Origin of the sequence: Pseudoduganella buxea, assembly GCF_009720835.1 — a bacterium.
Taxonomy (GTDB): domain Bacteria; phylum Pseudomonadota; class Gammaproteobacteria; order Burkholderiales; family Burkholderiaceae_D; genus Rugamonas; species Rugamonas buxea.
Map to the genome: position 1 here is coordinate 1 of NZ_WNKZ01000017.1, position 26,089 is coordinate 26,089.

At 65.3% G+C, this 26,089-nt stretch carries 22 protein-coding genes; 7 read left to right on the plus strand and 15 right to left on the minus strand.

Features of this window, described 5'->3' with window-relative positions; all coding sequences use genetic code 11:
* Nucleotides 1–172: 172 nt before the first annotated feature.
* The 14 genes from folC to GM672_RS08460 form a co-directional block, all read right to left on the minus strand.
* The gene (folC, locus tag GM672_RS08395; protein WP_155470074.1) at nucleotides 173–1,459 is read right to left on the minus strand and encodes a bifunctional tetrahydrofolate synthase/dihydrofolate synthase; all 1,287 of its coding nucleotides are present in this window, start codon (nucleotides 1,457–1,459) and stop codon (nucleotides 173–175) included.
* A gap of 116 nt (nucleotides 1,460–1,575) precedes the next feature.
* The gene (accD, locus tag GM672_RS08400) at nucleotides 1,576–2,448 is read right to left on the minus strand and encodes an acetyl-CoA carboxylase, carboxyltransferase subunit beta (protein WP_155470075.1); all 873 of its coding nucleotides are present in this window, start codon (nucleotides 2,446–2,448) and stop codon (nucleotides 1,576–1,578) included.
* A 464-nt stretch (nucleotides 2,449–2,912) separates the two neighbouring features.
* A complete protein-coding gene (trpA, locus tag GM672_RS08405) occupies nucleotides 2,913–3,710 on the minus strand; it encodes a tryptophan synthase subunit alpha (RefSeq protein ID WP_155470076.1) in 798 nt (265 codons plus the stop codon).
* 159 nt (nucleotides 3,711–3,869) lie between these two features.
* Nucleotides 3,870–5,114 carry a tryptophan synthase subunit beta gene (trpB, locus tag GM672_RS08410; RefSeq protein WP_155470077.1) on the minus strand — a complete coding sequence of 415 codons (1,245 nt, stop codon included), beginning with the start codon at nucleotides 5,112–5,114 and terminating at the stop codon, nucleotides 3,870–3,872.
* Nucleotides 5,115–5,180: 66 nt separating this feature from the next.
* Nucleotides 5,181–5,861, minus strand: coding sequence for a phosphoribosylanthranilate isomerase (locus GM672_RS08415; protein ID WP_155470078.1), 681 nt, complete (start codon nucleotides 5,859–5,861; stop codon nucleotides 5,181–5,183).
* Nucleotides 5,862–5,883: 22 nt separating this feature from the next.
* Nucleotides 5,884–6,708, minus strand: a complete 825-nt coding sequence (gene truA, locus GM672_RS08420) for a tRNA pseudouridine(38-40) synthase TruA (protein WP_155470079.1) — start codon at nucleotides 6,706–6,708, stop codon at nucleotides 5,884–5,886.
* Between the two features lie 85 nt (nucleotides 6,709–6,793).
* Nucleotides 6,794–9,754, minus strand: coding sequence for a motility hub landmark protein FimV (locus tag GM672_RS08425; RefSeq protein ID WP_155470080.1), 2,961 nt, complete (start codon nucleotides 9,752–9,754; stop codon nucleotides 6,794–6,796).
* A gap of 593 nt (nucleotides 9,755–10,347) precedes the next feature.
* A complete protein-coding gene (gene asd / locus GM672_RS08430; RefSeq protein WP_155470081.1) occupies nucleotides 10,348–11,475 on the minus strand; it encodes an aspartate-semialdehyde dehydrogenase in 1,128 nt (375 codons plus the stop codon).
* Between the two features lie 100 nt (nucleotides 11,476–11,575).
* Nucleotides 11,576–12,649, minus strand: a complete 1,074-nt coding sequence (gene leuB, locus GM672_RS08435; protein WP_155470082.1) for a 3-isopropylmalate dehydrogenase — start codon at nucleotides 12,647–12,649, stop codon at nucleotides 11,576–11,578.
* Nucleotides 12,650–12,660: 11 nt separating this feature from the next.
* Nucleotides 12,661–13,308, minus strand: coding sequence for a 3-isopropylmalate dehydratase small subunit (gene leuD, locus GM672_RS08440; protein WP_155470083.1), 648 nt, complete (start codon nucleotides 13,306–13,308; stop codon nucleotides 12,661–12,663).
* Between the two features lie 43 nt (nucleotides 13,309–13,351).
* Nucleotides 13,352–13,474 (minus strand): entericidin A/B family lipoprotein, encoded by a 123-nt coding sequence (locus GM672_RS08445; RefSeq protein ID WP_155470084.1) that lies wholly within the window; start codon nucleotides 13,472–13,474, stop codon nucleotides 13,352–13,354.
* A gap of 98 nt (nucleotides 13,475–13,572) precedes the next feature.
* Nucleotides 13,573–14,976, minus strand: a complete 1,404-nt coding sequence (gene leuC / locus GM672_RS08450; RefSeq protein ID WP_170299989.1) for a 3-isopropylmalate dehydratase large subunit — start codon at nucleotides 14,974–14,976, stop codon at nucleotides 13,573–13,575.
* A gap of 287 nt (nucleotides 14,977–15,263) precedes the next feature.
* Nucleotides 15,264–17,147, minus strand: a complete 1,884-nt coding sequence (locus tag GM672_RS08455; protein WP_155470086.1) for a chemotaxis protein CheA — start codon at nucleotides 17,145–17,147, stop codon at nucleotides 15,264–15,266.
* On the minus strand, nucleotides 17,147–18,001 hold the full coding sequence (locus tag GM672_RS08460; RefSeq protein WP_155470087.1) for a protein phosphatase CheZ: 855 nt from the start codon (nucleotides 17,999–18,001) through the stop codon (nucleotides 17,147–17,149). Before GM672_RS08460 ends, GM672_RS08455 begins: the two co-directional genes overlap by 1 nt.
* A 409-nt stretch (nucleotides 18,002–18,410) precedes the next feature.
* Here GM672_RS08460 and GM672_RS08465 point away from each other — a divergent pair, with 409 nt between their 5' ends.
* The 6 genes from GM672_RS08465 to GM672_RS08490 all read left to right on the plus strand — a co-directional run bounded on the left by GM672_RS08465 (nucleotide 18,411) and on the right by GM672_RS08490 (nucleotide 22,919).
* Nucleotides 18,411–18,875, plus strand: a complete 465-nt coding sequence (locus GM672_RS08465; RefSeq protein WP_155470088.1) for a universal stress protein — start codon at nucleotides 18,411–18,413, stop codon at nucleotides 18,873–18,875.
* An 88-nt stretch (nucleotides 18,876–18,963) separates the two neighbouring features.
* On the plus strand, nucleotides 18,964–19,608 hold the full coding sequence (locus GM672_RS08470) for a response regulator (RefSeq protein WP_155470089.1): 645 nt from the start codon (nucleotides 18,964–18,966) through the stop codon (nucleotides 19,606–19,608).
* A 394-nt stretch (nucleotides 19,609–20,002) separates the two neighbouring features.
* The gene (locus GM672_RS08475; RefSeq protein WP_155470132.1) at nucleotides 20,003–20,839 is read left to right on the plus strand and encodes a Crp/Fnr family transcriptional regulator; all 837 of its coding nucleotides are present in this window, start codon (nucleotides 20,003–20,005) and stop codon (nucleotides 20,837–20,839) included.
* Nucleotides 20,840–21,057: 218 nt separating this feature from the next.
* Entirely contained in the window at nucleotides 21,058–21,249 is a 192-nt protein-coding gene (gene hemP, locus GM672_RS08480) for a hemin uptake protein HemP (RefSeq protein ID WP_229417626.1), read from the plus strand.
* Between the two features lie 105 nt (nucleotides 21,250–21,354).
* The gene (locus tag GM672_RS08485; protein ID WP_155470090.1) at nucleotides 21,355–21,687 is read left to right on the plus strand and encodes a hypothetical protein; all 333 of its coding nucleotides are present in this window, start codon (nucleotides 21,355–21,357) and stop codon (nucleotides 21,685–21,687) included.
* Nucleotides 21,688–21,689: 2 nt separating this feature from the next.
* Nucleotides 21,690–22,919 carry a DUF2325 domain-containing protein gene (locus GM672_RS08490; protein WP_155470091.1) on the plus strand — a complete coding sequence of 410 codons (1,230 nt, stop codon included), beginning with the start codon at nucleotides 21,690–21,692 and terminating at the stop codon, nucleotides 22,917–22,919.
* 70 nt (nucleotides 22,920–22,989) lie between these two features.
* On the opposite strand, the gene GM672_RS08495 is transcribed toward GM672_RS08490, so the two are convergent.
* Nucleotides 22,990–25,671: a TonB-dependent receptor gene (locus tag GM672_RS08495; RefSeq protein WP_229417627.1), complete on the minus strand. Its 2,682-nt coding sequence runs from the start codon at nucleotides 25,669–25,671 to the stop codon at nucleotides 22,990–22,992.
* Here GM672_RS08495 and GM672_RS28295 point away from each other — a divergent pair.
* The gene (locus GM672_RS28295; protein ID WP_170299985.1) at nucleotides 25,670–25,840 is read left to right on the plus strand and encodes a hypothetical protein; all 171 of its coding nucleotides are present in this window, start codon (nucleotides 25,670–25,672) and stop codon (nucleotides 25,838–25,840) included. The genes GM672_RS08495 and GM672_RS28295 overlap by 2 nt on opposite strands.
* The last annotated feature ends 249 nt before the right edge of the window (nucleotides 25,841–26,089 follow it).

Here is a 26,089-nt window from a genome sequence, read left to right on the forward strand (position 1 = left end):
GTGCGGCCACGGCCGCGGGCGGCGGCGGCCTCGGCGCCGGCATGCGCGGCCCGTTTGGCACGGGCACGCTCTGCCAAGTTTCTATCGTCTGCTGCCCGGTAATAGCCACTATCTTCCGTGGACTCTTGCTTGTTTTTATCAGATTTCGAGAACAAGCCCATGCGTGAATATCTCAGTGGAGTGAGGATTTGCGTGCCGCCATGACGGCGGCGACGGTCAGGAACGATCCAAAGACCACAATTCTATCATTCTCGCCCGCCCGGCTGACGGCATTTGCGAACGCCGCGGCCGGATCGTCGAACACGTTGACGGTCTTGTCATGGCTGTCGGCCTGGATCATCTGCACCTTGGCGGCCAGCTCGGAGGCGCTGGCGGCGCGGGGCGAGGCCAGGTTCGTCAGGCACCAGTGGTCGACGTGCTCGGACATGGCCTTGATGACGCCGTCGATATCCTTGTCGTGCATCGAGCCGAACACGGCGAAGGTGTACGGGTGGTAGCCCATATTGCCCAGGTTCTGGTTCAGCGCGGCGGCTGCGTGGGGGTTGTGGGCCACGTCCAGGATCACGGTCGGGCGACCCGGCAGCACCTGGAAGCGTCCCGGCAGCTCGACCGTGACGAGGCCGTGGCGCACGTCCTGGGCGCCCACCGGCAATTCATTGCGCAACACTTCCAGCGCGGCCAGCGCCGCCGACGCGTTCAGCAGCTGGTTGGCGCCCCGCAGGCTGGGGTAGGCCAGCGAGTTGCGGCGCTGCGAACGGCCGCCGTAGTTCCACTGCTGCTTGTCGCCGGCGTAGTTGAAGTCGCGGCCCATCAGCCACAGGTCCGCGCCGATGGCTTCGGCGTGGTCGATCAGCGCCTGCGGCGGCACGGGGTCGCTGCAGATGGCGGCCTTGCCGGGGCGGAAGATGCCGGCCTTCTCGAAGCCGATCTGCTCGCGCGTGCCGCCCAGGTAGTCGACGTGGTCGATGTCGACACTGGTGACGATAGACACGTCGGCGTCGATGACGTTGACGGCGTCCAGGCGCCCGCCCAGGCCCACTTCCAGGATGACGACATCGAGCGCCGTGGTGGCCATCAGGTGCATGATGGCCAGGGTGGTGAACTCGAAATACGTCAGCGGCGTGTCGCCGCGCACAGCCTCGACGGCATCGAACGCCGCCACCAGCTCGGCGTCGCCCGCCAGGTCGCCGTTGATGCGGGCCCGTTCGTTGAAGTCGAGGAAGTGGGGCTTGATGTACAGGCCTACCTTGTAGCCGGCCCGCAGCAGGATCGATTCCAGCATGGCACAGGTGGAACCCTTGCCGTTGGTGCCGGCCACCATGATGACGGGACAGGCGAATTGCAGCGCCAGGCGTTCCTTGACGGCGCGCACGCGGTCCAGGCCCATGTTGATGACGGTTTCGGCGTGGCGCGATTCGAGCAGCGCCAGCCAGGCTGGCAGGGTGGTGGGAGTGGACATGCTGGGGTTCTTCGGATTCAGGAAGGCGCAATTTTAGCGCGCCAATGGGGTGGGCGTCAGCGGCGGACATGACAACGGGGCCATGACGGCCCCGTTTCGTGCAGCAGTGCCGTGGCTTACGCCAGCACTTCGACGGCCTGGTTCTGCAGTAGCGCCAGCAGGCGGGCAATTTCTTCGCGCATCTTGCGGCGGTCGACGATCATGTCGATGGCGCCCTTGGTCAGCAGGAACTCGGACCGCTGGAAGCCTTCCGGCAGCTTCTCGCGCACCGTGTTCTCGATGACGCGGGGACCGGCAAAGCCGATCAGCGCCTTCGGCTCGGCCATCACGACGTCGCCCATGAAGGCGAACGAGGCGGACACGCCGCCCATCGTCGGGTCGGTCAGCACGCTGATAAACGGCAGTTTCTTTTCCGACAACTTGGTCAGCATCGACGTCGTCTTTGCCATCTGCATCAGCGACAGCAGGCCTTCCTGCATGCGCGCACCGCCCGTGGCGGTGATGCAAATGAACGGCACCTTCTGCTCGATGGCGACCTGGGCCGCGCGGGCGAAGCGTTCGCCGACGACGGAGCCCATCGAGCCGCCCATGAATTCGAATTCGAAGCACGCCACGACAACGGGCAGGCTCATGATGGAACCGCCCAGGCACACCATCGCATCGGTCTCGCCGGTGGCTTCCATGGCCTGCTTCAGGCGGTCCGGGTATTTCTTGCTGTCCTTGAACTTCAAGGTATCGACGGGCAGGCTTTCCTGGCCGATTTCATACCGGCCGCCGGCGTCCAGCAGCGCATCGAGGCGCTCGCGGGCGCGGATGCGCATGTGATGGTCGCACTTGGGGCAGACGTGCAGGTTCGATTCCAGATCGGTACGGTACAGGACGGCCTCGCAGGAGGGGCACTTGACCCACAGGCCTTCGGGCATCGTCTTGCGGGCGGCGGCGTCCGAGCGCTGAATGCGCGGTGGCAGCAGTTTTTCCAACCAGCTCATATTTTCTCCTGTTGCTCTGACTGAGGGGCGAAGTGTAGCCGCAAAAACCGACCGTGTCGAACATTCAACTTTGCCAACTTTGCGCACGACCGTGTGATTTTATGCGGTCCGCGGGGCTGGACGACGATGCGGATCAGCTTGTGTCCGCTGTGGGCGGAGCAAGGAATTCGATGAGCGCAGCGCTTCGCCTGCGCAGCGGGACTGACATGCATGGCAGTCCTCCTTCCAGCCCCGACACGGGCACGAGCTCATGCGTTGCAATTGGCCGAGGCCGTGTCTACTGTGGGGTCAGACCCCGACATAGACACGAGCTCATGCGTTGCTGTCTACTGTGGGGTCAGACCCCGACATAGACACGAGCTCATGCGTTGCGAACGGTCGAGGCCGTGTCCTTGTCGGGGTCTGACCCCAAGGTGGACACGAGCTCATGCGTTATAAACGGCCAGGGGCGAACGGCCAGGGGCCTACTCGTCCAGCGCCTGGCGGATGCCGGCGACGAAGGCTTGCACTGCGGCGGGCGCCTGGTCCGGCGGGCTGGCTTCGATTTCCTGGATGACGCGGCTGCCGATGACGACGGCGTCGGCCACCTTCGCCACCGCCTTGGCCGTGGCGCCGTCGCGGATGCCGAAGCCCACGCCGATGGGCAGGCTGACATGCTGGCGGATGGCGGCAATGCGCTCGGCCACCTGGGCCGTGTCGATATTGCCGGCCCCGGTAACGCCCTTGAGCGACACGTAATACGAGAAGCCGCTGCCCACTTTCGCCACCTGGGCGATGCGCTGCTCGGTGGACGTGGGTGCCAGCAGGAAGATCAGGTCCAGGTCGGCCGCGCGCATCTTGGCGGCGAATTCCTCGCACTCTTCCGGCGGGTAGTCGACGACGATGGCACCGTCGGCGCCGGCATCGCGCGAGGCGGCGATAAAGGCGTCGGCGCCAATGCGTTCGATCGGGTTGGCGTAGCCCATCAGCACGACAGGCGTGTGCTGGTTCGTCTGGCGAAACTCCTTGACGAACTCGAACACGTGGCGGATGCCCACGCCCTGCGCGAGTGCGCGCTCACATGCGCGCTGGATGACGGGGCCTTCGGCCATCGGGTCGGAAAACGGCACGCCCAGCTCCAGCACGTCGGCGCCGCCCGCCACGAGGGCATGCAGCAGCGCGACGGTATGGCCGGGCGACGGGTCGCCGGCCGTGATGAAGGTGACCAGGCCGGTCTTGTTCTGTTCTTTCAGTGCTGCGAAGGTTTGGGCAATTCTGGACATGTTTTTTCTCGGAAAATATTTTTCATGAACGGGGCAAGCCGCCGGCTCCAGCCGACGGAATGCAGGTGTCTGGATTCAGGTGGCTGCCACCGAATCAGGCCGCCGCGCGCCCTTGATTCAGGTGGGTGACACCGAATTGGCCGGCAGTGCGGCCTGGGGTCAGCCGAAATCCAGCCCCATCCGTTCGGCCACCGTATGCATGTCCTTGTCACCGCGGCCGGACAGGTTGGCCAGCACGATCTTGTCCTTCGGCAGCGTGGCGGCCAGCTTGCTGGCGTAGGCCAGCGCGTGCGACGATTCCAGCGCGGGAATGATGCCTTCGATATGGCAGCAGTCGTGGAAGGCCTGCAGCGCTTCCTCGTCCGTGACGGAGACGTACTGGGCGCGGCCGCTGTCCTTCAGCCACGCGTGTTCCGGGCCCACGCCGGGGTAGTCCAGGCCGGCCGAGACGGAGTGCGTCTCGATGATCTGCCCGTCCTCGCTTTGCAGCAGGTAGGTGCGGTTGCCGTGCAGGACGCCCGGATAGCCCTTCGTCAGCGACGCCGCATGCTTGCCCGAGTCCAGACCCTCCCCCGCCGCTTCCACGCCGATCAGCTGGGTGTCCTTCTGGTCGATATACGGGTAGAAGATGCCCATCGCGTTCGAGCCGCCGCCGATGCAGGCCAGCACGTAGTCGGGCTGGCGGCCCGTCATCTCCGGCATCTGCACCAGGCATTCCTCGCCGATCACGGACTGGAAGTCGCGCACCAGCATCGGGTAAGGGTGCGGGCCGGCCACGGTGCCGATGATGTAGAAGGTGTTCTCGATATTCGTCACCCAGTCGCGCATGGCTTCATTCAACGCATCCTTCAGGGTCTTCGAGCCGGATTCGACGGGCACGACGGTGGCGCCCAGCAGCTTCATCCGGTAGACGTTCTGGGCCTGGCGCTTGACGTCCTCGCTGCCCATGTAGACGACGCATTCCAGGCCGAAGCGGGCGCAGATGGTGGCCGTGGCGACGCCGTGCTGGCCGGCGCCCGTCTCGGCGATGATACGGGGCTTGCCCATGCGCTTGGCCAGGAGGGCCTGGCCGATGACGTTGTTGATCTTGTGCGCGCCCGTGTGGTTCAGGTCTTCGCGCTTGTAGTAGATCTGGGCGCCGCCGGCCAGCTCGGACGTGCGGCGGGCGTGGTAGATGGGCGAAGGACGGCCGACGAAGTGCTTCAGCTCGTAGCGGAATTCTTCCAGGAACTCCGGGTCCTTGCTGTAGCGGGCGTAGGCTTCGTTCAGCTCGGCCAGGGCATAGGTCAGGGTCTCGGCGACGAAGGAGCCGCCATACGGGCCGAAGTGGCCGGACGGGTCGGGGAACTGGTAGTCGGTGGCGTGGAACAGGGCGGCGGCGCCGTTATCGATCGTGGTTTTCATGGAGGTTCTCTTTGCATTGACCTCGGCCAGCCGATCGGTGCCGCGATGCGGCGCAAACGGGGTCGGCTAGTCGGAGGCCGCGTTGGGTTCAACGGAATCGGCGGAGCGGACGGCCGCGACGAATTGCGCGATCAGCCCGGCATCCTTGATGCCCTTGGCCGCTTCGACGCCACTGCTGACGTCAACCGCGCAAGGGCGCACGCTGGCCACGGCGCCAGTCGCGTTGTGTACGCTCAAGCCACCACTCAAAACGGCCCGATGCGCGAGATCTTTTGGAATGAGAGACCAATCAAAAACCTTTCCTGCGCCGCCATAGGCCTCGACATGGGTGTCGAACAGAAGACCCGAAAACAGCCTCGAGGAGGCGCGGCATTGTGTCTCGTATTCTAGCAGCTCGTGGGCCGCCGTGTCCCCTTTCACGCGGAACACGGACAGCCACGGCCGGTTCACGGCCGCCGCCGCCGCCGCCCGCTGGGCCACCGTTTCGTCGCCGTGGAACTGCAGCAGGCCGACGGGCGCCACCGCCACCGTGGCGGCGACCTCCTCGCTCGATGCGTTGACGAACAGCCCGACGGCCGTGACGAAGGGCGGCAGCAGCGCGATCAGCTCGGCCGCACGCTGGGGCGTCACATGGCGCGGGCTTTTCGGGTAGAACACGAAGCCGACCGCGTCCGCGCCGGCAGCCACGGCGGCGTGGACGTCCTGTTCGCGGGTCAGGCCGCAGATCTTGATGCGTGTGCGCTGCATGGTGTCCCTTGTGTTGGCGAGCTCAGAAGGCCGGCAGGATGCGGGGCGACTCCTGCGGCAGGTTCCAGCGTGGATCGTATTCGATATTGGCCAGGTACAGGCCGTCCGGCATGAAGGTTGGCGCGGCAACGGTGCGGTCGCGCCCCGCCAGCAGCTGGCCGACCCAGTCCGTCGGCTGCCGGCCCTGCCCCACGTAGACCAGCGCGCCCACCAGGTTGCGCACCATGTGGTGCAGGAAGGCGCTGGCGCGCAGGGTGAACAGGATCATGTCGCCGTGCCGTTCGATATCGATCCCGTACATGGCCTTGACGGGCGTTTTCGCCTGGCAGCCGGAGGCGCGGAAGGCGGAGAAATCGTGGGTGCCGATCAGTGGCACGACGGCCGCGCGCATGCGCTCGACGTCCAGCGGGCGGTGGCAGAAACCGGCCCGGCCGGCCAGCAGGGGCGCGCGCACGGCGTTGTTGTACAGCAGGTAGTGATAGGTGCGCGAACGGGCCGAGAAGCGGGCGTGGAAGTCGGCCTCGGCGTCGAACTCGGCGTCGCCATAGGCCACCACTTCATGCAGCTCGCGGGCCCAGCGCACGCCGATCGAATCGGGCAGGAAGGCGTTGATGCCGCGCACCCAGGCATGGGATTCGCGGTGCAGGTCCGTATCGAAATGCACGACCTGCCCCAGCGCGTGCACGCCGGCATCGGTGCGCCCGGCACAGGTGGTGCCGATGCGCACGCAGGCGAATTGTTCGATTGCCCTTTCCAGCTTGTCCTGCACGGTCTGCCCGTGCGGCTGCACCTGGTAGCCCTGCCAGTCGGTGCCGTTGTACTGGATGCCCAATGCGATGCGTTTCAATGCCTGCTCTTTGACCTCGGTTGCGGAGCCGGCATTATACAAGTTTCATGCAGGCAGTTCCTTCAGGGCGCCGGCCCGGAAGGCCTCAGCCCAGCTGCGCCAGCATCTGGTTGGCGCGGGCCACCTGGTCGTCGCTGCCGCCACGGATGACTTCGTCGAGCAGCTCGCGCGCGCCTTCCTTGTCGCCAATCTCCTGGTAGGCAGTCGCCAGGTCCAGCTTCGTATCCATCTCCATCTGCATGGCCGACATCGGTTCGTCGATGGGGTTGTGCAGGGCTGCAGCCGACGACACGGCATACGGGTCCGGTGCCGGTTCGGCCGGCGCGCTCGCCTGCGGCTGGGCCGTTTCGTCCAGGTCCAGGTCGATGCCGGACAGGTCGAATTCCGGCGGTGGCGCCGTCGGCGCGGCGTCCTCGCGGGGCAGCTCCGGCAGGCCGAAGTCCTGCTCGTCCAGGCCCAGCGACGGCTCCTGGGCCGGCGTGGCGGCAGCCTGGCCCGGCGGCACCGAGGCCGGCAGGTCGAAGTCCATCAGGTCCAGCTCGGCGAGCGGATCGGCAGTGCCGCTTGCCGCCGGAGCCGGCGCGGGCTTGTCTGTGCCCGGCAGGTCCAGGTCGAAGTCCATGCCCAGCTCGTCCAGCGAGGACGGTGGTGCCGTGGCGGGCGCAGGCGCCGTGGCGGGCTCGTCGCTATCGAAGGCCAGGTCCAGGTGAGCCGGCGCGGCATCCTCCGGTGGCTGCGGTGCCGGCGCGGCGGGCGGCTCGCCCAGCCCGCCCAGGTCGAAGTCGAGGAAGTGCTCGGCATCGGCATCGGCGGCGGCGGCCGGTGCGGCCGGCGGCGTGGCGGGACGCTCGTCGCCGAAGTCGAAGTCCATCAGGTTGGTGTCCGCCGGGGCGCTGGCCTCGGTGGCCGGCAGGGCCGTGGCATCCTGGTCGAAATCGAAGTCCTGTTCGACGGCGCTGCCGGGGGCACGGTAATCCGGCGCGGCCGTTCCCAGGTCCAGGTCGAGGCCACCTTCCTCGGCCGGGGCGCGCGCCGGGGCGCCATAGTTGGCGGAATAGTCGGACAGGCGCGCCGCATCGGCTTCGTCGTCGCGGCCGTTGCCCTGGGCATCGGCCGCATAGGCGGCAATGCCACCGGCGGCGGCCACGCCCGCGACGGCCGCGGCGGCGGCATAACTGCCCGGTGCCGGGGCGCCGCCATCGCCATACAGGGGATTGGCCGGATCGATCGAGCGGCCCAGCGCGGCGGCCTGGGTCCATTCCTCGCCGTGGCCCCGGGTGGCGGCATGCAGCTCGTTGGCCTGGGCCTCGAAGGCGCGGGTGTCCTTGCGGTTGGCGTAGATTTCCAGCAGCTTCAGGCGCACCGCGTGGCGTTCCGGATGGGTGCGCAGGGCCTCCTTCAGGATTTCCTCGGCCTGCAGGTCGCGGCCGTAGGCAATGTACACATCGGCTTCGGCGATGGGGTCGACTTCATTCGTGTCGAGCTGGCTGGCCGACGGCGCGAAGTTCGAATTGAACACGCTGTTGCTGGTGTCGACGCTCTGGCCGCCCGCTTCGGCGAACAGCGGCTGGGCCGGTGCCGTGTCGGCCAGCGGGGCCGGCACCGTCTTGGCGATGACGACCTTCTCGCGGGCCTTGCGGCGGCGCGACAGCATCAGGCCGGCGGCGGCCAGCAGCGCGGCCAGGGTCACGCCGATGATGGGAAGATTCTCCGTGATGCTGTCCATGATGCCCGGCTGGGCCGGCGGCATTACCACCGGCGGCGCGGCGGGCTTGGCGGCCGGATTCGGCGCCGTTGGCGTTGGCTGGGTTGGCTGTGTTGTGGCGGTCAGGTCGACGGGCGCCATCGGTTGCGGTGCGGCGGCCTTGTCGGCCTGGGCCACGGCGGCGGCATTTGCCTTCGACTGGGCATCGGCGCCGCCGTCAGTCTTCACCGTCATCAGCTTTTCCAGGTCGCTGACGTTCTTTTCCAGTTCCTTGACGCGGGCAGCGGCGTCGGCCACTTGCTGGTCCTTGGCCAGCTTGTCCTCGATGGCCGGGGCCTTGCCCACCTTGCCCGAGCCCTCGCCCGCCTTCGACAGCTTCAGCTGGTCCTTCGCTTCATTGACGGCGGTCGGGCGCTCTTCCACCTTGGCCGTGATCTTGCCCGTTGCGCTCTGCCCCGTCTCCGGCGCCTTGGCCGGCGTGCTGGCGGCGACCTGGCCGGCCAGCCGGTTGCGGTAGGCATTGAAGTCGGCCGCGTGGGCGACGACGACACCGCGCGCCTCGCGCTGGCTGGTGCCGCGCACGACGTCGGCACCCGGCACAGACAGGATCGAGCCGGACTTGAGGCGGTTCATGTTCTTGCCGCTGAACGCTTCCGGATTGGCGCGGTACAGGGCCACCAGCATCATGTCGAGCGACACGCCGGCCGGTTTCAGTTCGCTGGCGATTTCGCTCAAGGTGTCCCCACGGCGCACTTCCACGTCGGCGCGGTCCTGTTCCTCGCGGCGCTGCTGGGCCGTCGGAGCGGACGAGGCCGGCGGCACGGGCGTAGCGGCCGGCGGGGCCTGGCGTACCGGCTCCTGAGCACCGCGGCTGACGTCGACGGGCGCGGCCACCTGGGGCGACTGGGTGTTGCGCAGTTCGGCCGGATCGAGCAGGAAGGTGTACTCGCGCACCAGCCGGCCCTTGGCCCACGTCAGTTCCAGCAGCATGTCGACGAAGGGCTCGTTGATCGGCTGGCTGGACGTGACGCGGATGAATTGCCGGCCGTTGCGCTGTTCGATGTCGAAGCGCAGGTTCAACAGGGCCGGATTGAAGTCGATATTGGCGGCCCGGAAGGCTTCGGCCGGCGCCAGGCGCGCGGTCAGGTCGCCCGACTCCTCGGCGGTGACGGCGGTCAGCTCGATCTCGGCGCGCAATGGCTGGCCCAGCGACGACAATACCGTCAGCTTGCCCAGCCCGGCCGCATGGACGGCGGGCGACAGCAGCGCCGTGCCGATGACGGCGCTGGTCAGGGTGTGCAAGGCAAACGAGGCGATCCTGGAGCGTTTTTGTACAGGCATATTCTGTCGAGTAAAGTTGGCAACGGGAAAAAAGTTACTTTCCCAGACGTCTCAACATAACACCTAGCCCCCTCGGCACGCAAGCTTTGCACTCCTGCTACAAGCCATTCGCCCATCTCGACAGCAGCGGCGCAACGTAGCCCTTGGCTGAGCCCGTGTCCATTGTGGGGTCAGACCCCGACATGGACACAAGCTCAGCCAGAAAAACCACTACTTTTCCTGTTGAGTCCGTGTCTTTGTCGGGGTCTGACCCCAAGGTGGACATTCGCCCATCTCGACAGCAGCGGCGCAACGAAGCCCCCGGCTGAGCCCGTGTCCATTGTGGGGTCAGACCCCGACACGGACACAAGCTCAACCAGAAAAATCACTACTTTTCCTGTTGAGTCCGTGTCTTTGTCGGGGTCTGGACGGAGGCCTGACAAGCACGTCAGTCCCGCTCCGCAGGCGAAGAGCTGCGCTCATCGAATCCCTCCTGCGCCCCCAAGGTGGACACGGCCTGAGCTTGTATCCACAGCGGGGCCTGAAAGGAGGGGTGACATGCATGACAATGAAAAAAGCCGGGCGAGCCCGGCTTTTCGTGGTGCGAGGACGGCTTACTTGTCCAGCACAATGCGCAGCATGCGGCGCAGCGGTTCGGCCGCGCCCCACAGCAGCTGGTCGCCCACCGTGAAGGCGGACAGGTATTCCGGGCCCATCGACATCTTGCGCACGCGGCCGACGGGGATCGTCAGGCTGCCCGTGACGGCGGCCGGGGTCAGGTCCAGTACGGACGCTTCGCGCGTGTTCGGCACGAACTTCACCCACTGGTTGTCATTGGCGATGATGTCGTTGACTTCGTCCAGCGGCACGTCCTTCTTCAGCTTGATGGTCAGTGCCTGCGAGTGGCAGCGCATGGCGCCGATGCGCACGCACAGCCCGTCCACGGGAATCTCGGTGGAACCGAAGGCGGCGCCCCGGCCCAGGATCTTGTTGGTCTCGGCGCCGGCCTTCCACTCTTCCTTCGACTGGCCGTTGCCCAGATCCTTGTCGATCCACGGGATCAGGTTGCCGGCCAGCGGCACGCCGAACTGCTTCGTTTCGTCGGCCGACAGGCCGTGCTGCGTGGCCAGCACCTGGCGGTCGATTTCCAGGATGGCGGCGGCCGGGTTGTCCAGCAGGGCCTTGACGGACTGGTTGATGGTGCCGAACTGGGTCAGCAGCTCGCGCATGTGCTGGGCACCGCCGCCGGAGGCGGCCTGGTACGTCATCGACGTCATCCAGTCGACCAGGTCGGCCTTGAACAGGCCGCCCAGGCCCATCAGCATGCACGACACGGTGCAGTTACCGCCGATGAAGTTCTTCACGCCCTTCGTCATCGCATCCTTGATGACGTTCAGGTTGACGGGGTCCAGCACGATGACGGCGTCCTTGTCCATGCGCAGGGTCGACGCGGCGTCGATCCAGTAGCCGTTCCAGCCGGCCGCGCGCAGTTTCGGGAACACTTCGCCCGTGTAGTCGCCGCCCTGGCAGGAGATGATGATCTCGCAGCGTTTCAGTTCGTCGATGTCCGTCGCGTCCTTCAGGGTCGTTTCGTTCTTCGCCATGGCCGGGGCCTTGCCGCCCGTGTTCGACGTCGAGAAGAACACCGGCTCGATGAAGTTGAAATCGCCCTCTTCCTGCATGCGCTGCATCAGGACGGAACCGACCATGCCGCGCCAACCTACCAGACCTACTAATTTCATTTGGAATCCCTCGGATATTTTATGTGTTCTCGTGTAACGCGGCGCGGGCCGATTCGGCATACAAGCGGCTGACAAGCAGCTTGCCGCGCGGCGCGCATATTTATTTCGCCAGCGCCGCGACGACCGCGTCGCCCATCTGTTCGGTGCCGATCTTGCGCGTGCCGTCTTCGTAGATGTCCGGCGTGCGCAGGCCCTGGGCCAGCACGGCCTTGACGGCGTTCTCGATGCGGTCGGCCTGTTCGGCGCGGCCCAGCGAGTAGCGCAGCATCATCGCGGCGGACAGAATCGTCGCCAGCGGATTGGCCACACCCTTGCCGGCGATGTCCGGCGCGGAACCGTGCGACGGCTCGTACAGGCCCTTGTTGTTCGCGTCCAGCGACGCCGATGGCAGCATGCCGATCGAGCCGGTCAGCATGGCAGCCGCGTCGGACAGGATATCGCCGAACATATTGCCGGTGACGATGACGTCGAACTTCTTCGGCGCGCGCACCAGCTGCATGGCCGCGTTGTCGACGTACATATGGTCCAGCGCGACGTCCGGATATTCCTTGTGCACATCGGTGACGATGTCCTTCCAGAACTGGAACGTCTCCAGCACATTGGCCTTGTCCACCGACGTCAGGCGCTTGTCGCGCTTTTGCGCGGCCTGGAAGGCCACGTGGGCGATGCGGCGGATCTCGCCTTCGGCGTAGCGCATCGTGTCGAAGCCTTCGCGCTGGCCCTTGAACGGGCCGTCCGGGCATTCGCGCACGCCGCGTGGCTGGCCGAAGTAGATGTCGCCCGTCAGTTCGCGGATGATCAGGATGTCCAGGCCCGACACCACTTCCGGCTTCAGCGTCGAGGCACCGGCCAGTTCCGGGTACAGGATGGCCGGACGCAGGTTGGCGAACAGGCCCAGGTTCTTGCGCAGGCCGAGGATGGCCTGCTCCGGGCGCAGGGGCCGGTCCAGGGTGTCGTACTTCCAGTCGCCGACGGCGCCGAACAGCACGGCGTCGGCCGCTTGCGCCAGGGCCAGCGTGGCTTCGGGCAGCGGGTGGCCGGACGCCTCGTAGCCGGCGCCGCCGACCGGCGCCGTCTCCAGTTCGAACGGTTCGTCCAGCGCGTTCAAGACCTTCACGGCCTGGGCGACGATTTCCGGACCGATGCCGTCGCCCGGCAGGATTGCGATTTTCATGTTTATCGTTCTCAGATCGAGTTTGCCAGCCAGGGCTGGTTTGCCAGATGACGCTCTTCGAAGGCGCGGATCGTGTCCGCGTGACGCAGGGTCAGGCCGATGTCGTCGAGGCCATTCATCAGGCAGTATTTACGGAAGGCGTCCACCTGGAAGGGGTAGGCGATGGCACCGTCCTGGGAGCGGATGACTTGCTGCTCAAGGTCGACCACCAGGCGGTAACCGGGGAAGGCCTTGACTTGATTGAACAGATGATCGATCTGCGCTTCGGTGAGCACGACCGGCAGCAGGCCGTTCTTGAAGCAGTTGTTGAAGAAGATGTCGGCGAAGCTGGGCGCCAGGATGGCACGGAAACCGTATTGGTCCAGCGCCCACGGCGCGTGTTCGCGCGACGAGCCGCAACCGAAGTTTTTTCGGGTCAGCAGGATCGAGGCGCCCTGGTATTGCGGCTGGTTCAGCACGAAGTCCGGGTTCAGCGGGCGGCGTGCATTGTCCATGCCCGGTTCGCCGTGGTCCAGGTAGCGCCATTCGTCGAACAGGTTGGGACCGAAACCGGTGCGGCGGATCGACTTCAGGAACTGCTTCGGGATGATGGCATCGGTGTCGACGTTGGGACGGTCGAGGGGAGCGACGAGGCCTTCGTAGATCGTGAATTTTTCCATGGTGCTCTGCTGGTGGGCGGCGCGCCGGGGCGCTGCCGCGATGTTATTTTCTGCCGGCGCCTTCGACGACCTGGCCGACTTTCTGGACGTCCTTGCCGATGCCGGCAATGGTATTGCAGCCGGTCAGGACAAGCGTGGCGATGGCGATGGCGAACAGGGTTTTCATGATGTCTCGGACTTCTTGTAAAAGCGGTTCAACCCCGGGCAGACCGGGGCGGACCCCTTGGACCCGGCCCCGGTACTGCGCGGCGGGGTGCAATGACGTCAGCGGATCGCGCGGACGTCGACAAAGTGGCCGGCGATACCGGCGGCGGCGGCCATGGCGGGCGACACCAGGTGGGTTCGTCCACCCTGGCCCTGGCGGCCTTCGAAATTGCGGTTCGACGTCGAGGCGCAGCGCTCGCCCGGCTCGAGCCGGTCGGCGTTCATCGCCAGGCACATCGAGCAGCCCGGCTCGCGCCATTCGAAGCCGGCGGCGCGGAAGATCGTGTCCAGCCCTTCCCGCTCGGCCTGTTCCTTGACGAGGCCGGAGCCCGGCACCACCATCGCCAGCTTGACGTTCGAGGCGCGCTGCTTGCCGCGCACCACGGCGGCGGCCGCGCGCAGGTCCTCGATGCGCGAGTTGGTGCAGGAGCCGATGAAGACCTTGTCGATGCGGATATCCTCGATCGCCGTGTTGGGCTCGAGCGCCATGTAGGTCAGCGCCTTTTCCATCGCGTCGCGCTTGACCGGGTCCTTTTCCTGGTCCGGATCGGGCACGCGGCCGTCCACCGACGTCACCATCTCGGGCGACGTGCCCCAGGTGACCTGCGGCTTGATCTCGGCCGCGTTCAAGGTGACGACCAGGTCGAAGCGGGCGCCCGGGTCGCTGTGCAGGGTGCGCCAGTAGGCCACGGCCTGGTCCCAGTGCGGGCCGGCGGGGGCAAACGGGCGGCCCTTGATGTAGTTGATCGTGGTGTCGTCGACGGCCACCATGCCGGCGCGCGCGCCCGCCTCGATGGCCATGTTACAGACCGTCATGCGGCCTTCCATCGACAGCGAACGGATCGCCTGGCCGGCGAACTCGATGGCGTAGCCGGTGCCGCCGGCCGTGCCGATGACGCCGATGACGGCCAGCACGATGTCCTTGGCGGTGACGCCGGCCGGCAATGCGCCGTCCACCTGCACCAGCATCGCCTTCGATTTCTTCGCCAGCAGGGTCTGCGTGGCCAGCACGTGCTCGACTTCGGAGGTGCCGATGCCGTGCGCCAGCGCGCCGAAGGCGCCGTGGGTCGACGTGTGCGAGTCGCCGCAGACCACCGTCATGCCCGGCAGGGTGGCGCCCTGCTCCGGCCCGATCACGTGGACGATGCCCTGGCGCTTGTCGTTCATGTTGAAGTACGTCAGGCCGTAGGCCTTGGCATTGCCGTCCAGCGTTTCCACCTGCAGGCGCGAGACGGGATCGGCGATGCCGTGCGAGCGGTCCGTGGTCGGCACGTTGTGGTCGGCCACGGCCAGGTTGGCCGACAGGCGCCACGGCTGGCGATTGGCCTCGCGCAGGCCGTCGAAGGCTTGCGGGCTCGTGACTTCATGCAGGAGGTGGCGATCGATATACAGGATGGCGGTGCCGTCCTCCTCGGTACGCACCACGTGGGATTCCCAGAGTTTGTCGTAAAGCGTCTTCATGATTGCTGCTACTGCCTGTGTGTAAGAAATACCATTTTGATTATGCCACAGTTTGTGCGCTGCAAAACAAGCCGACTTCCGGCCTTGTGGACCGGCGCCTCTTGATTGGGTGCGGCGCGCCGCTGGCGCCCGATATTGCAAGAAACTGCCAAAAGTTACCCAAAAAATGGGGACAGACCCCATTTTAGAGGAAACATTGCCAAATAAATGGGGTCTGTCCCCCTTTTATTGGCAATAAAAAAAGCCTGCGAGGTAGTCGCAGGCTTCTTGTACAACGCTTGGCGTTTTGATTACGCCGCCATGCGTACACTTCCCCTGCAACCGTCCATCAGGAACGATAGGCCGACGACGAGCACCAGCTCGCCCTCGGCGGAGCGCGCGGTACCGGTGATGCCTTCGACCGCGATGGCCGTCATCGGCTTGATGACGAGGTCGGCCGTGCCATCGACGGCACCGACGGCCAGGATATACGGCTGCGGCGAATTGATGACGATGCCGACCCGTTCCGGCGACAGCTCGTAGCCCAGCGCACCGGCCAGCGAACGCACGGGCAGCGGACGGCCCTGGTCCTTCAGCACGGGGGCGCCGCCCACTTCCATGAAGTTCTCCGGCAGTTCGACGACCCGCTGCACCACCGCCATCGGCAGCGCCAGCAGCGCGCCCGACGTGGAGACCAGCATGGTCGGCACGATCGACAGCTCGATCGGCAGGCGGATGGCGAACTTGGTGCCCTTGCCCAGCATCGATTCGATGTGGATGGCGCCACGGTTCTTCTCGACGGCCGTCTTCACCACGTCCATGCCGACGCCACGACCGGACACGGACGAAGCCACTTCCTTGGTCGAGAAGCCCGGCAGGAACACCAGCTGGTAGGACTCGTCGTCCGTCATGTTGGCCGACGGCGAGATCAGGCCCTTTTCGCCGGCCTTCTTGCGCAGTGCGACCGGGTCCATGCCCTTGCCGTCGTCCTGCAGCACGATCATGACGCTGTTGGCTTCCTGCCACGCCTTCAGCAGGATCGTGGCGCGGGGGGTCTTGCCGGCGGCGACGCGCGCATCCGGGCCTTCGACGCCGTGATCCAGCGCGTTGCGCAGCATGTGCACCAGCGGATCGTACAGGCTGTCGACGACGACGCGGTCCACTTCCGTTTCCGCACCCTCGATGATCAGTTCGACTTCCTTGCCCAGGTCCTTGGCCAGCTCGCGCACGAGGCGGGGGAACTTCTGGAACAGGCGGCCGACCGGCTGCATGCGCGTCGCCAGGGTGGCGCGCTGCAGTTCGGTGGAGTAGCGCGACGCGCGTTCCAGGGTCTCCGTCAGGGCCGACATTAATGTCGCGGCCTGGCCTTCGAACTTGAACTGCTGCAGGCGTTCCAGCAACACGGCGGCCTGGTTGGCGGCCTGCACGGATTCACCGGCCACTTCCAGCAGCGCGTCGAGCTTGACGGCGTCGATACGGATGCTTTCTTCCTTGGCCGGCGCGGCGTGGGCCGGCTTGGCCGCTTCGTCGCGGCGCTCGACACCGTCCCACTTCTTGCCGTCGACGGCCGGTGCGGCAGCGGGGGCTTCGGCGGCGGCTGGCGCAGGCGCGGCAGCAGCCGGTGCGGCGGCGGCCGGGGCCGGCGCGGTGCGTTCATAGCTGCCAGGCGGCATCACGGCTTCGTACATGCCTTCCCAGTCCAGGCCGTCGGCGGACTTGGCGGCCGCTGCGGCAACTGGTGCAGCCGGGGCGGCAGCAGCGGGCGCGGCGGCCGGCGCCGGTGCGGCGGCAGCCGGCTTGGCCGACGTCACCTTGCCTTCGATGGCATCCGTCAGGATCTTGTCCAGCGCGGCCGGCATGGCCGGCAGGCTTTCCGGCGCGGCGCCGTTGTTCAGTTCGGCCAGCTGGTCGGCCACGAAGCCGGACGCCATCAGCGCCGCCTCGATCGACAGCGGCGTCACCGGCGCGGCGCCCGTGCGCAGCGCGTCGAACAGGTTTTCCGTCAGGTGGCAGGCCGACACGAGGGCCGGCAGGTTCATGAAACCGGCGCCGCCCTTGATCGTATGGAACGAGCGGAACACGGCGTTCAGCGTTTCTTTATTGGTAGGGTCGCGCTCGAGGGCAAGCAGATGCTCCTCGACATTGACCGCCAGGTCCATCGCCTCGACGACGAACTCTTTCAGCATATCGTCCATTAGAACCCCAGATCGGCAAGAAGATCGTCCACACTATCCTGGCTCAGCGCCACCGTGGGTGCCGACGGGCCGCTCATCAACTCCACTTTTTCCACTTCCTTCTGCGCGATCTTCTCGCGCTTGTCCGGCGGTGCGTTGTCCTTCAGCAGCTGGGCCAGCTCGGCCTCCACGGTCTGCGTGATCTTGACGACCTTCTTGATCAGCTGGCCCGTGATGTCCTGGAAGTCCTGGGCCATCATGATTTCCAGCAGGCGGGCTTTTTCCGCCTCGGTCGCTTCCGAGACGGCCTGGGCGAAGGCGCGCGAGTCGCCGGCCAGGGTCTTGAATTCTTCCAGGCTGAGCTTGCCGTCGAACAGCGCGGCCCAGCGGTCTTCCATCTGCTTCGACTGTTTCGACAGCATATCCTGGGCAGGCATGCCGTCGTCCAGCGTATTCAATACCTTGTTGGCGGCCTGCTCGGTCAGGGTGGCCACGTATTCCAGGCGGTCCTGCGCATCGGAGATCTGGCTCGATGCTTCCGTCAGCGCCTTGTCATAGCCCAGTTCGCGCAGCGAATCGTGCAACAGGCGCACGATGCCGCCCAGGCGTTCGAACATCGTGCCGTCGGCAGCCTGTGCTTCGCCCGCCTCGGCGGCGGCCGCCGGTGCGACGGCAGCCGGTGCCGGCGCCGCGGCGATCACGACCGGCGCCGGCGCATCGTTGCCCGATGCGATCTGATCGAACAGACTTTCCAGGTCGTCTTCTGCCGACGCGGCCGGCGCGGGGGCCGGACTCGGGGCGGGTGCCGGAGCGCTGGCGCGCTGCGCAGACACTTCCTCGAATAATGCGTCGAAATCATCAGCGGCGTCGGTCATATCCCTGCTTCTCCATAATCAAATTTGTACTGCCGTCAAGCTGCCGGAAGCTTTGTCATGATGACGCTCGGCAATATTAACGCACTTCCGCGAGTGTAGCGGGGCCCACCCGGAAGTTCAATCACCGTTTCGACAAGAGTCCTGCAAAAATGTGCGCCAGCAGCAAAAGGGTGACTTTGTGTTGTATTTGGGATGCTGACCGTATTTGTCTTATACAAACATGGTTTTCGAAGCAAGCTTGCGTAAGACCGCGTTCACTCTTGAGCAAGATCAAATCTTTACATCCAGACAAGGAACTTAATTCGGACTACAATTGCGCGCATGGGACCGACTCTTTGTCAGCACCGCCGCCCCCGGGCATGGCCTGCATGATGCCCGGTTCCGCCGTACGCACTGACCGGAGGCCGCCATGTACCGCAAGATCCTGATCACGACCGACGGCTCGGCGGTGTCGCGCATGACGGCCTGCGCCGGCGTGTCGTTCGCCCAGCAGATGGGGGCCGAAGTACTGGCCCTGTTCGTGGCACCGGAATACCAGTATCCCATATATGTGGAGATCATTCCGCCCAGTTACCCAAGCGAGGACGAATATCGCGCCGCCATGGAGCGCGCGGGGCGCGAACACACCCAGTCCATCGTCGACGCCTGCGGCCGCAAGAACGTGCCCTGCCACAGCATCACGGCCTTTGCCGACAGTGCCGCGCTGAAGATCGTCGACGTGGCCGAACAGCACGACTGCAACCTGATCTTCATCGGCTCGCACGGGCGCAGCGGCTGGGGCCAGCTGCTGCTGGGCAGCGTGACGAACAAGGTGCTGTCGCATTCGAAGCTGCCGGTGCTGGTGCACCGCCTGCTGAAGGAGCCGGTGGAATGAGGCCGGCGCTGGCGGGTTTGCGCAATACGGCGCTTTTTACGCGGTTTATAGTTGCAACAACAGAAACTCGACGTCCCATACCTACCCTATGATCAGAATTGTCATCGCCGACGACCACACCATCATGCGCGAGGGGCTCAAGCGCATTCTCGACGGTGCTCCCGATATCGACATCACCGGCGAAGCGGTGGACGGCTTCGAAGTGCTGCGCCACGTGCGCCAGGGCGGCTTCGACCTGCTGCTGCTGGACCTGTCGATGCCGGGGCGCAGCGGCGTCGACCTGATCCGTCAGATCCGCAGCGAGGCGCCCAAGCTGGCCATCCTGATCCTGACGATGCACGAGGAAGAACAATATGCGGTGCGGGCCATCCGCGCCGGCGCCCAGGGCTACCTGACGAAGGAAAGCGCCGGCACCCAGCTGGTGGGTGCGATCCGCAAGGTGGCGTCGGGTCGCCCATATATCAGTACCGAGGTTGCCGAGCAGCTGGCGCTGAACATCATGCAGCCGAACGAAAGCCTGCTGCACAAGCAACTGTCGGACCGCGAGTTCGAAGTGTTCTCGCTGCTGGTGTCGGGCAAGTCGATCACGGAGATCGCCAACAGCCTGCACCTGTCGGTCAAGACCGTCAGCACCCACAAGACCCGCATCATGCAGAAGATGGGCATGAGTTCCCTGTCCGAAATGGTTCAATACGCAGTTGCGCATAAGCTACTCTCGCCGTTCAAGGCCTGAACCCGGCGGGCCCTGCCGGGGCCCGCTCCTACCCCCGCTTTTCCCTCTGTACGCGCTGTGACGACCGGTTGCTCGAAGTAGGATGATTCCTACGTGATGTAGGCGGCTCCTACGCCACATTCAGCGCATGCCGATATGCATGGCCTCCCCCCGTTGGCATACTGAAACCATTCCAGTGAAGTTGCCGCGCAGCCAGTAATTCGAGCGGGTAAAGTCCGATCCGATGGATTTTCTGCGACAGCACAATAACCGGTAGTCGACAAACCGCTTTCCCTTGTCCCGGCGGCTTGTTAGTCCGAATGTCCCGACATCATATGACCTGAACCAGGAGATCAGCATGCTCCCCACGCAATTGTCCGAAAACCGTGCCGCAGCAACGGCAACCCCCCAATCGATGGAAGCGGGTCGCCAGCGCCAGGGCCGGCTCTGGTCGAACCTGAAGGAAGTGTGCGATCTGCTTCATATTCCGTCCGCCGCGGCCATCAATTCCGAAGAACTGCTGTTCCAGCACGTGCAATTCAAGACGGGCCAGCGCATCCATACGATCGGCCAGCCCTTCGATACGCTGTATATCGTCAACTCCGGCTTCCTGAAAACCGTGCTGATCGATGAGTTCGGCAACGAGCAGGTGTTGAGCTTCCCCATGAAAGGTGACATGCTGGGCGTGGACGGCATCCACAGCTGCCAGTATGCGTCCGAGGCCGTGGCCCTGTCCGACTGCGACCTGATCCTGCTGCCGTTCAAGAAACTGACGGCGCTGGGCCGCGTCCACCTGGAACTGGAAAACATGATGTACGGCGTCATGAGCCGTGAGCTGGTGCGCGAGCAGGCCATGATCGGCATGCTCGGCGCCCTCAGCGCCGAAGCCCGCGTGGCCCGCTTCCTCGTGTCGCTGGCCGAGCGCTTCTCGCAGATGGGTTACTCCAGCAAACTGTTCAACCTGCGCATGACGCGCCACGAAATCGGCAGCTACCTGGGCCTGACGCTGGAAACCGTGAGCCGCACCTTGTCGGCCTTTAACGAAATCGGCCTGATCACGGTCGACCAGCGCACCATCGGCATCAAGGACCCGGAAGCGCTGAAGACCTTGCGCCGCCTGCCCCCTTCCCGTTCGCGGGCCAAGAGCGCAGCGAGCCGTAGCAAGGCTGCCGCCGATGCCGCCGCCGCCGCCGCGACCACCAGCACGGCCGCACCGGCCGCCCAACCGGCACAACTGGTCGCAACGGCCTGAGCCTTCGGCACCCCCATTGTTCGTCCGCTTGATTGTTGCATCCAGCTTTGGCCCGCTTCGGCGGGCCATTTTTTGTGGCCCGCCCTCCGATGCCTTGCGCGGCGTCGCTTGCATTTTGCCAGGAACCTCCGCTGCGGCAAGCACAAAAATCGCTTGCATTTTCTACAGCACAGGCCAATAATGCAAATGCGAATCATTCTTATTTGAGGCCAACCACCATGCAGACTCCGACCATGCAAGCCAACCCGGCCATCGTGCCAACCCAGCCGGTCCAACGGCAGCCGCAGCCTGTGCAGCGCTTCACCACCAGCGGCCTGATGCAGGACCGCCGCGAAGTCGAAATCGAACACGCGGGCCGCATCTACCGCCTGCGCATCACCCAGTTGAACAAGCTCATCCTGACCGCCTGACGCCTGTCGTGCCCTGCACGGCCCTGCATCGCCCATGACGCGGCAGCGTTTTCACCCAGCCAGCCAACCTGACGGTAGCCAGCCAAAGTCCCAAGGAGAATTCCGATGGCTATCGACCATACCGATCCGATCTACCTGACACCGGCTGCCGGCAGTGCCCAGCCCGAACTGATGCTGTCGGCCGTGCTGCACCTGATGTCGCACTACACGGCGAGCGAGGGCCATGCCTGCGTCAAGCTGGCCGCCGTCATCGAACGGCACCTGAAGGCGCTGTCCACCCTGCCCGGCATGGCACCCGTGCTGGCCGCCACCTGCCAGCAGCTGTCGGAGCAATGGGCCGGCATCGTCGAACGCTCGCTGCCGCAGCCGAGGAAGAAGGAAGACGGCTTCCTCAGCCGCATCATGGCGCGTACCCGGCCGGCGCCGCAGGCGGCTTGACCATGTGCGATAAACATGCCCTGCCGGCCGTGCCGGAAGACGCCGTTGCGCAGACGTCGCGCCGGCGCCGCATCTGGGAACTGTCCCATACCTGCCACTGCCCGCTGGTGGGCGTCGGCATTCCGCTGGGCGCGCTGCGCAAACTGGTCGGCAAGGTCGCCGGCGGCAAGATCCTGGCGGACGACTACGAAGTCCACGTGGGCGCCGTCAGCGAGTGCGGCACGCGCAACCGCCTGTCCGAGGCCCTGCAGAAGGAACTGGAACGGCGCTACGCGGCCATCATCGTGCGCTTCCGCGCCGCCCGCACGACGGAAGCCCTGGCCGAGCTGTGGCTGGGCGCCGTGGCCAGCGGCGACGTTGCCGGCGCCTTCTGGACGGGCCTGACGCACCCCCGCTGCACGCCCGAGCTGGAAGAGAAGATGTGCCGCGACCTGCACATGATCCAGCACCAGGCAGGCGCCTGTACCCGCGCCGACCTGCACCGCTTCAACAGTGTCGTCGACGAAAACGCCAGCCTGACGCGCGAAGTGGCGCGGCTGCAGCAGCGCAGCGCCGCCATGCAGCTCGAGCGCACGGCCGAACAGGACCGCCATGCCGCCGCGCTGATGCAGTTGCGTGCCCAGCTGGTGGGGCGGGACAGCATCGTCGACTCGCTGCGCACGGAACTGGAGCAGCTGCGCAATGCCATCCCCGGCCTGGAAACGCGCGAACGCCTGGCTCACCGGCTGGCCCAGACGGACGAACGGGAACGGGCCCTGCGCAGCCAGATCGCGGACCTGCGCAAGCTGCTGATGCAGACCCAGGCGCAGCTGGAAGCGGTCAGCCCTGCCGCCCCGCTGGACCCGGCCCACGAGCCGGCACCGGCTGGGCCCGTGGTCGAACACATCGTGCGCCTGCCGATCCGGCTGGCCGACCGCAGTGTCCTGTGCGTGGGCGGGCGCAGCGGCAACGTGGCGACCTACCGCGCCATGATCGAGCGGGCCGGTGCCCAGTTCGCCCACCATGACGGCGGCCTGGAAGACAACGCAGGCCGGCTCGAGGCCAGCCTGGCGGCGGCCGACCTGGTGATCTGCCAGACCGGCTGCATCAGCCACAGCGCCTACTGGCGCGTCAAGGATTTCTGCAAGCGCACGGGCAAGCGCTGCGTCTTCATCGACAACCCCAGCATCTCGAGCCTGCAGCGGGGCCTGGAACTGGCCACCGAGGACGCAGCCGAAGTTTCCGCTCGCTGAAGCCGCACATGAAAAAACGCCCCGTGCACTCGCGTACACGGGGCGTTTCATTTTACCGACGGAGCTTGGCTTAGAACGAGTAAGCGCCGGTCAGGTAGAAGGTGCGGCCCAGCGGGTCGGCGTAGCGCGGGTCGAAGCCCACCTGGTGGCCGGACGAGGAACGCAGCGAGAACGGCGGCGAGCGGTCGGCGATGTTCTTCACGCCGGCGCGCAGCGACGCGGCCTTCGTGATCATCCAGCGGCCTTGCCAGTCGAACGTCAGGTAGGACGGCACGTGCAGGCGCAGCGTTTCGTTCGCGTTGGTCGACAGGTTGCGCACGGTGGCCGACGCGTCCGTGTAGCCGTTGCGGTAGTTGGCGATCAGCGTGTTGGTGAAGGCACCCGTTTCCAGCGCAGTCGACAGGCGAACCACGTGGCGGAAGGCCACGTTGTTATCCGAACCGAAGAAGTTCATGTTGCTGGTCCACTGGTCCTTGGTGCCGGCCAGCGTGTAGTCGGCCTTCATCAGGTAGGTGCCGGCCAGCGCGCTGGTCAGCTTGCCGAAACCGAAGCGCTGGGTTACGGTGGTGTCCCAGTCGATGCCGCGGTAGTGGGTCTGGCCGATATTGACGGACAGCGACTTCTGCGCCCAGTACGTGTTGCCGGTGGCCGGTTCCGTGTAGGTGGTGAACAGGTCGCGGAACAGGTCGACGTTGTTGAAGATCTGCGTTTCGCTGATCGCCGACACCTTGTCGCGCATGCGCACATCCCACAGGTCGGCGCCGATGACGAAGTTCTTGCTCGGCTCCCAACGTACGCCCACGGTGTACTGCTTCGACTTCTCGGGCGCCAGGTTCTCGTTACCGCCGGACATGACGTTGTACTGGCTCTTGCCTGGACGGCACAGGTTGGCATCCGGGATCGGGCAGGTGTAGCTGCCGGACGTGAAGCCGGCGTTGACCAGCGGCTGGCCGATGTCGAGCATCGACGGGGCCTTGAAGCCGGTGCCGTAGGAACCGCGCACCAGCACGGTCTGTACCGGCTGCCAGCGGGCGCTCAGCTTGTAGGTCGAGGCATTTTCCTTGTTGCCCATTTCCTTGCCGGTGATGCCATTGTCGACGGCGGTGATGACGTCGTAGCGGCCCGATGCCGTCACTTCCAGCGACTTCACGACCGGTACCACCAGTTCGAAGAAGGCACCGTAGTTGTCGCGCGACAGGTCGTAGGCAGGCGGCGTGTTCAGGTTGTACACCTTGCCGCTGGCGGCGGCCTGCGACGGCGACTGCTCGTAGCGGTACTGGCGGTAGTCCGCGCCGACAGCGACCTGGACCTTGCCGGCTGGCAGGGTGAACAGTTCGCGCGAAGCGTGCGCGTCGACGCCTTTCAGGGTGGTCGATGCGGTACGCACGGAGCCTTGGAAGATCGAGTTTTCGATCAGCTGCTTGGTGGCATCGCTCTGCGCGCCGATCGGTGCGAACGGATCGAAGGAACGGTTCGCCAGCATGGCGCGGAATTCATTGTTCAGTACGTAGCCGCCGACATAGCGCTCGTCGATCTGGTTACGCGACCACGTCACGCCCGTGTCGAAGGCCCACGCGCCCAGGTCGCCCTTGGCGCCGACGACGAAGTGCTGCGCTTCGGTGATGGTCTGGCTGTCGCGGGTGCCCCAGTCATAGGTCCGGTAGTTGCCCGAGACGGTCTTCACGCTGGCGGCCTGGGCCGGGGTCAGGTAAGGCAGCACGTTGGTGTTGAACATCTCCGAACCGGCGGCGATGGTGAACGGCGCCGTGTTCGGGGCGATGCGGGCGGTCAGGTCGAAACGCGACAGCGACACTTCGGCGAACAGCTGCACGCCTTCGGTCAGCTTGAAGGCGCCGCGGCTGAAGAAGGTGTCGCGCTTGCTTTGCGGGACGATCTCGATCGTCGACGCGAAGTCGAAGGCGCAGTTCTGCGTCGTCGCCGTGTTGGCCAGGCTGACGAAGTTCAGGGTCGGGCAGTTGCCGTTCTTCTTCAGGTAGGGGCTGAAGCCGATCGACGGCAGCTTCGGATCGTTGAACGTGACGGCCACGTTGGCCGGCACGGTCGCCGCGCTGGTGCGGTCGTAGATGTAGTTGGTGCCGTTCAGGCCGAATGGCACGTAGGCGGTCTTGGCGAATTCGCGGTCGGTGGCCTTCAACTGCACGCGCTCGTCATGACGGTAGGTCGCGATGATGTTGAAGCGGTCCGTGTCCAGGTCGCCGTAGCCCACCGTCAGGTTGATGTTCTGCTGGCGGCCGGCGTGGCTTTCGCCCGGCTGGCTGTAGGTCGCTTCGACGTTGGCGCCCTGGAAGTTTTCCTTCAGCCAGAAGTTGATGACGCCGCCGATGGCGTCCGAGCCGTACAGGGCCGAGGCGCCGTCGGTCAGGATCTCGACGCGCTCGACCGCGGACATGGGAATGGCGTTCAGGTTGACGGCGCTGCCCGAGCCTTGCGGCGCGATACGGCGGCCGTTCAGCAGCACCAGCGTGTAGTCTTCGCCCAGGCCGTGGATCGACGCGGAGGCGCGGCCACCGGAGTCGGTACCGGCGGCAATGGCTTCGCTCGTGAAGCCCTGCATCGCGGGCAGGGCCTGGATCAGTTCGGCGACGTTCTGGGCGCCGGTACGGGCGATGGTCTCGGCCGACAGGCGCTGCACGGGCAGTGCGCTCTCGGCGGCGATACGCTTGATGGCCGAACCGGTCACTTCGACCCGCTGCATCGGCTGCTCTTGGGCGGACGCGAAGCCCGTCAGCATGGCCGAACCTGCCAGGACGCTCAACGCCAGGCGGACGGAGCGGACACCAATTTTCTGTTGCAACACCATTCATTACTCCCTGTTCGAAAAGAAAACAATGAGCAATGAAAATAACCGCCGCCGTTTCGCCTATCCGGATTCCTGGGAGGTCGAAGCCAACGCCTGGTGATCGAGAAGCACAAGCGACGAGCCATTCGACTTGTGGTCAATTGCTCATCTCGTTTTATTATGGATGAGCAAACTTACGCTGTTTTACGTATTTTTGGCATTAGTTGGCAACATCGCAAGAAAATTACCAACAAGAACGTAATATTTGTTGTAGCGCAGCATCACCAAATAAAGTTCGGTAGCGGTAGGCAATATTGTCGTTTTAAAGATACATACTTTGCAGCATGACGGCGGGAAGACGCCTCAAGTC

Excerpts from the sequence above, each read along its gene's own strand:
- trpA (WP_155470076.1), bottom strand. The coding sequence starts at position 3,710 with ATGTCCAGAATTGCCCAAACCTTCGCAGCACTGAAAGAACAGAACAAG.
- GM672_RS08455 (WP_155470086.1), bottom strand. The coding sequence starts at position 17,147 with ATGGACGATATGCTGAAAGAGTTCGTCGTCGAGGCGATGGACCTGGCG.
- hemP (WP_229417626.1), top strand. The coding sequence starts at position 21,058 with ATGCAGACTCCGACCATGCAAGCCAACCCGGCCATCGTGCCAACCCAG.
- GM672_RS08465 (WP_155470088.1), top strand. The coding sequence starts at position 18,411 with ATGTACCGCAAGATCCTGATCACGACCGACGGCTCGGCGGTGTCGCGC.
- trpB (WP_155470077.1), bottom strand. The coding sequence starts at position 5,114 with ATGAAAACCACGATCGATAACGGCGCCGCCGCCCTGTTCCACGCCACC.
- GM672_RS08485 (WP_155470090.1), top strand. The coding sequence starts at position 21,355 with ATGGCTATCGACCATACCGATCCGATCTACCTGACACCGGCTGCCGGC.
- GM672_RS08460 (WP_155470087.1), bottom strand. The coding sequence starts at position 18,001 with ATGACCGACGCCGCTGATGATTTCGACGCATTATTCGAGGAAGTGTCT.
- folC (WP_155470074.1), bottom strand. The coding sequence starts at position 1,459 with ATGTCCACTCCCACCACCCTGCCAGCCTGGCTGGCGCTGCTCGAATCG.
- GM672_RS08445 (WP_155470084.1), bottom strand. The coding sequence starts at position 13,474 with ATGAAAACCCTGTTCGCCATCGCCATCGCCACGCTTGTCCTGACCGGC.
- GM672_RS08425 (WP_155470080.1), bottom strand. The coding sequence starts at position 9,754 with ATGCCTGTACAAAAACGCTCCAGGATCGCCTCGTTTGCCTTGCACACC.
- GM672_RS08415 (WP_155470078.1), bottom strand. The coding sequence starts at position 5,861 with ATGCAGCGCACACGCATCAAGATCTGCGGCCTGACCCGCGAACAGGAC.
- GM672_RS08495 (WP_229417627.1), bottom strand. The coding sequence starts at position 25,671 with ATGCTGACGGGCTTCGCGTCCGCCCAAGAGCAGCCGATGCAGCGGGTC.
- GM672_RS08470 (WP_155470089.1), top strand. The coding sequence starts at position 18,964 with ATGATCAGAATTGTCATCGCCGACGACCACACCATCATGCGCGAGGGG.
- GM672_RS28295 (WP_170299985.1), top strand. The coding sequence starts at position 25,670 with ATGGCCGAACCTGCCAGGACGCTCAACGCCAGGCGGACGGAGCGGACA.
- GM672_RS08490 (WP_155470091.1), top strand. The coding sequence starts at position 21,690 with ATGTGCGATAAACATGCCCTGCCGGCCGTGCCGGAAGACGCCGTTGCG.
- accD (WP_155470075.1), bottom strand. The coding sequence starts at position 2,448 with ATGAGCTGGTTGGAAAAACTGCTGCCACCGCGCATTCAGCGCTCGGAC.
- asd (WP_155470081.1), bottom strand. The coding sequence starts at position 11,475 with ATGAAATTAGTAGGTCTGGTAGGTTGGCGCGGCATGGTCGGTTCCGTC.
- leuD (WP_155470083.1), bottom strand. The coding sequence starts at position 13,308 with ATGGAAAAATTCACGATCTACGAAGGCCTCGTCGCTCCCCTCGACCGT.
- GM672_RS08475 (WP_155470132.1), top strand. The coding sequence starts at position 20,003 with ATGGAAGCGGGTCGCCAGCGCCAGGGCCGGCTCTGGTCGAACCTGAAG.
- leuB (WP_155470082.1), bottom strand. The coding sequence starts at position 12,649 with ATGAAAATCGCAATCCTGCCGGGCGACGGCATCGGTCCGGAAATCGTC.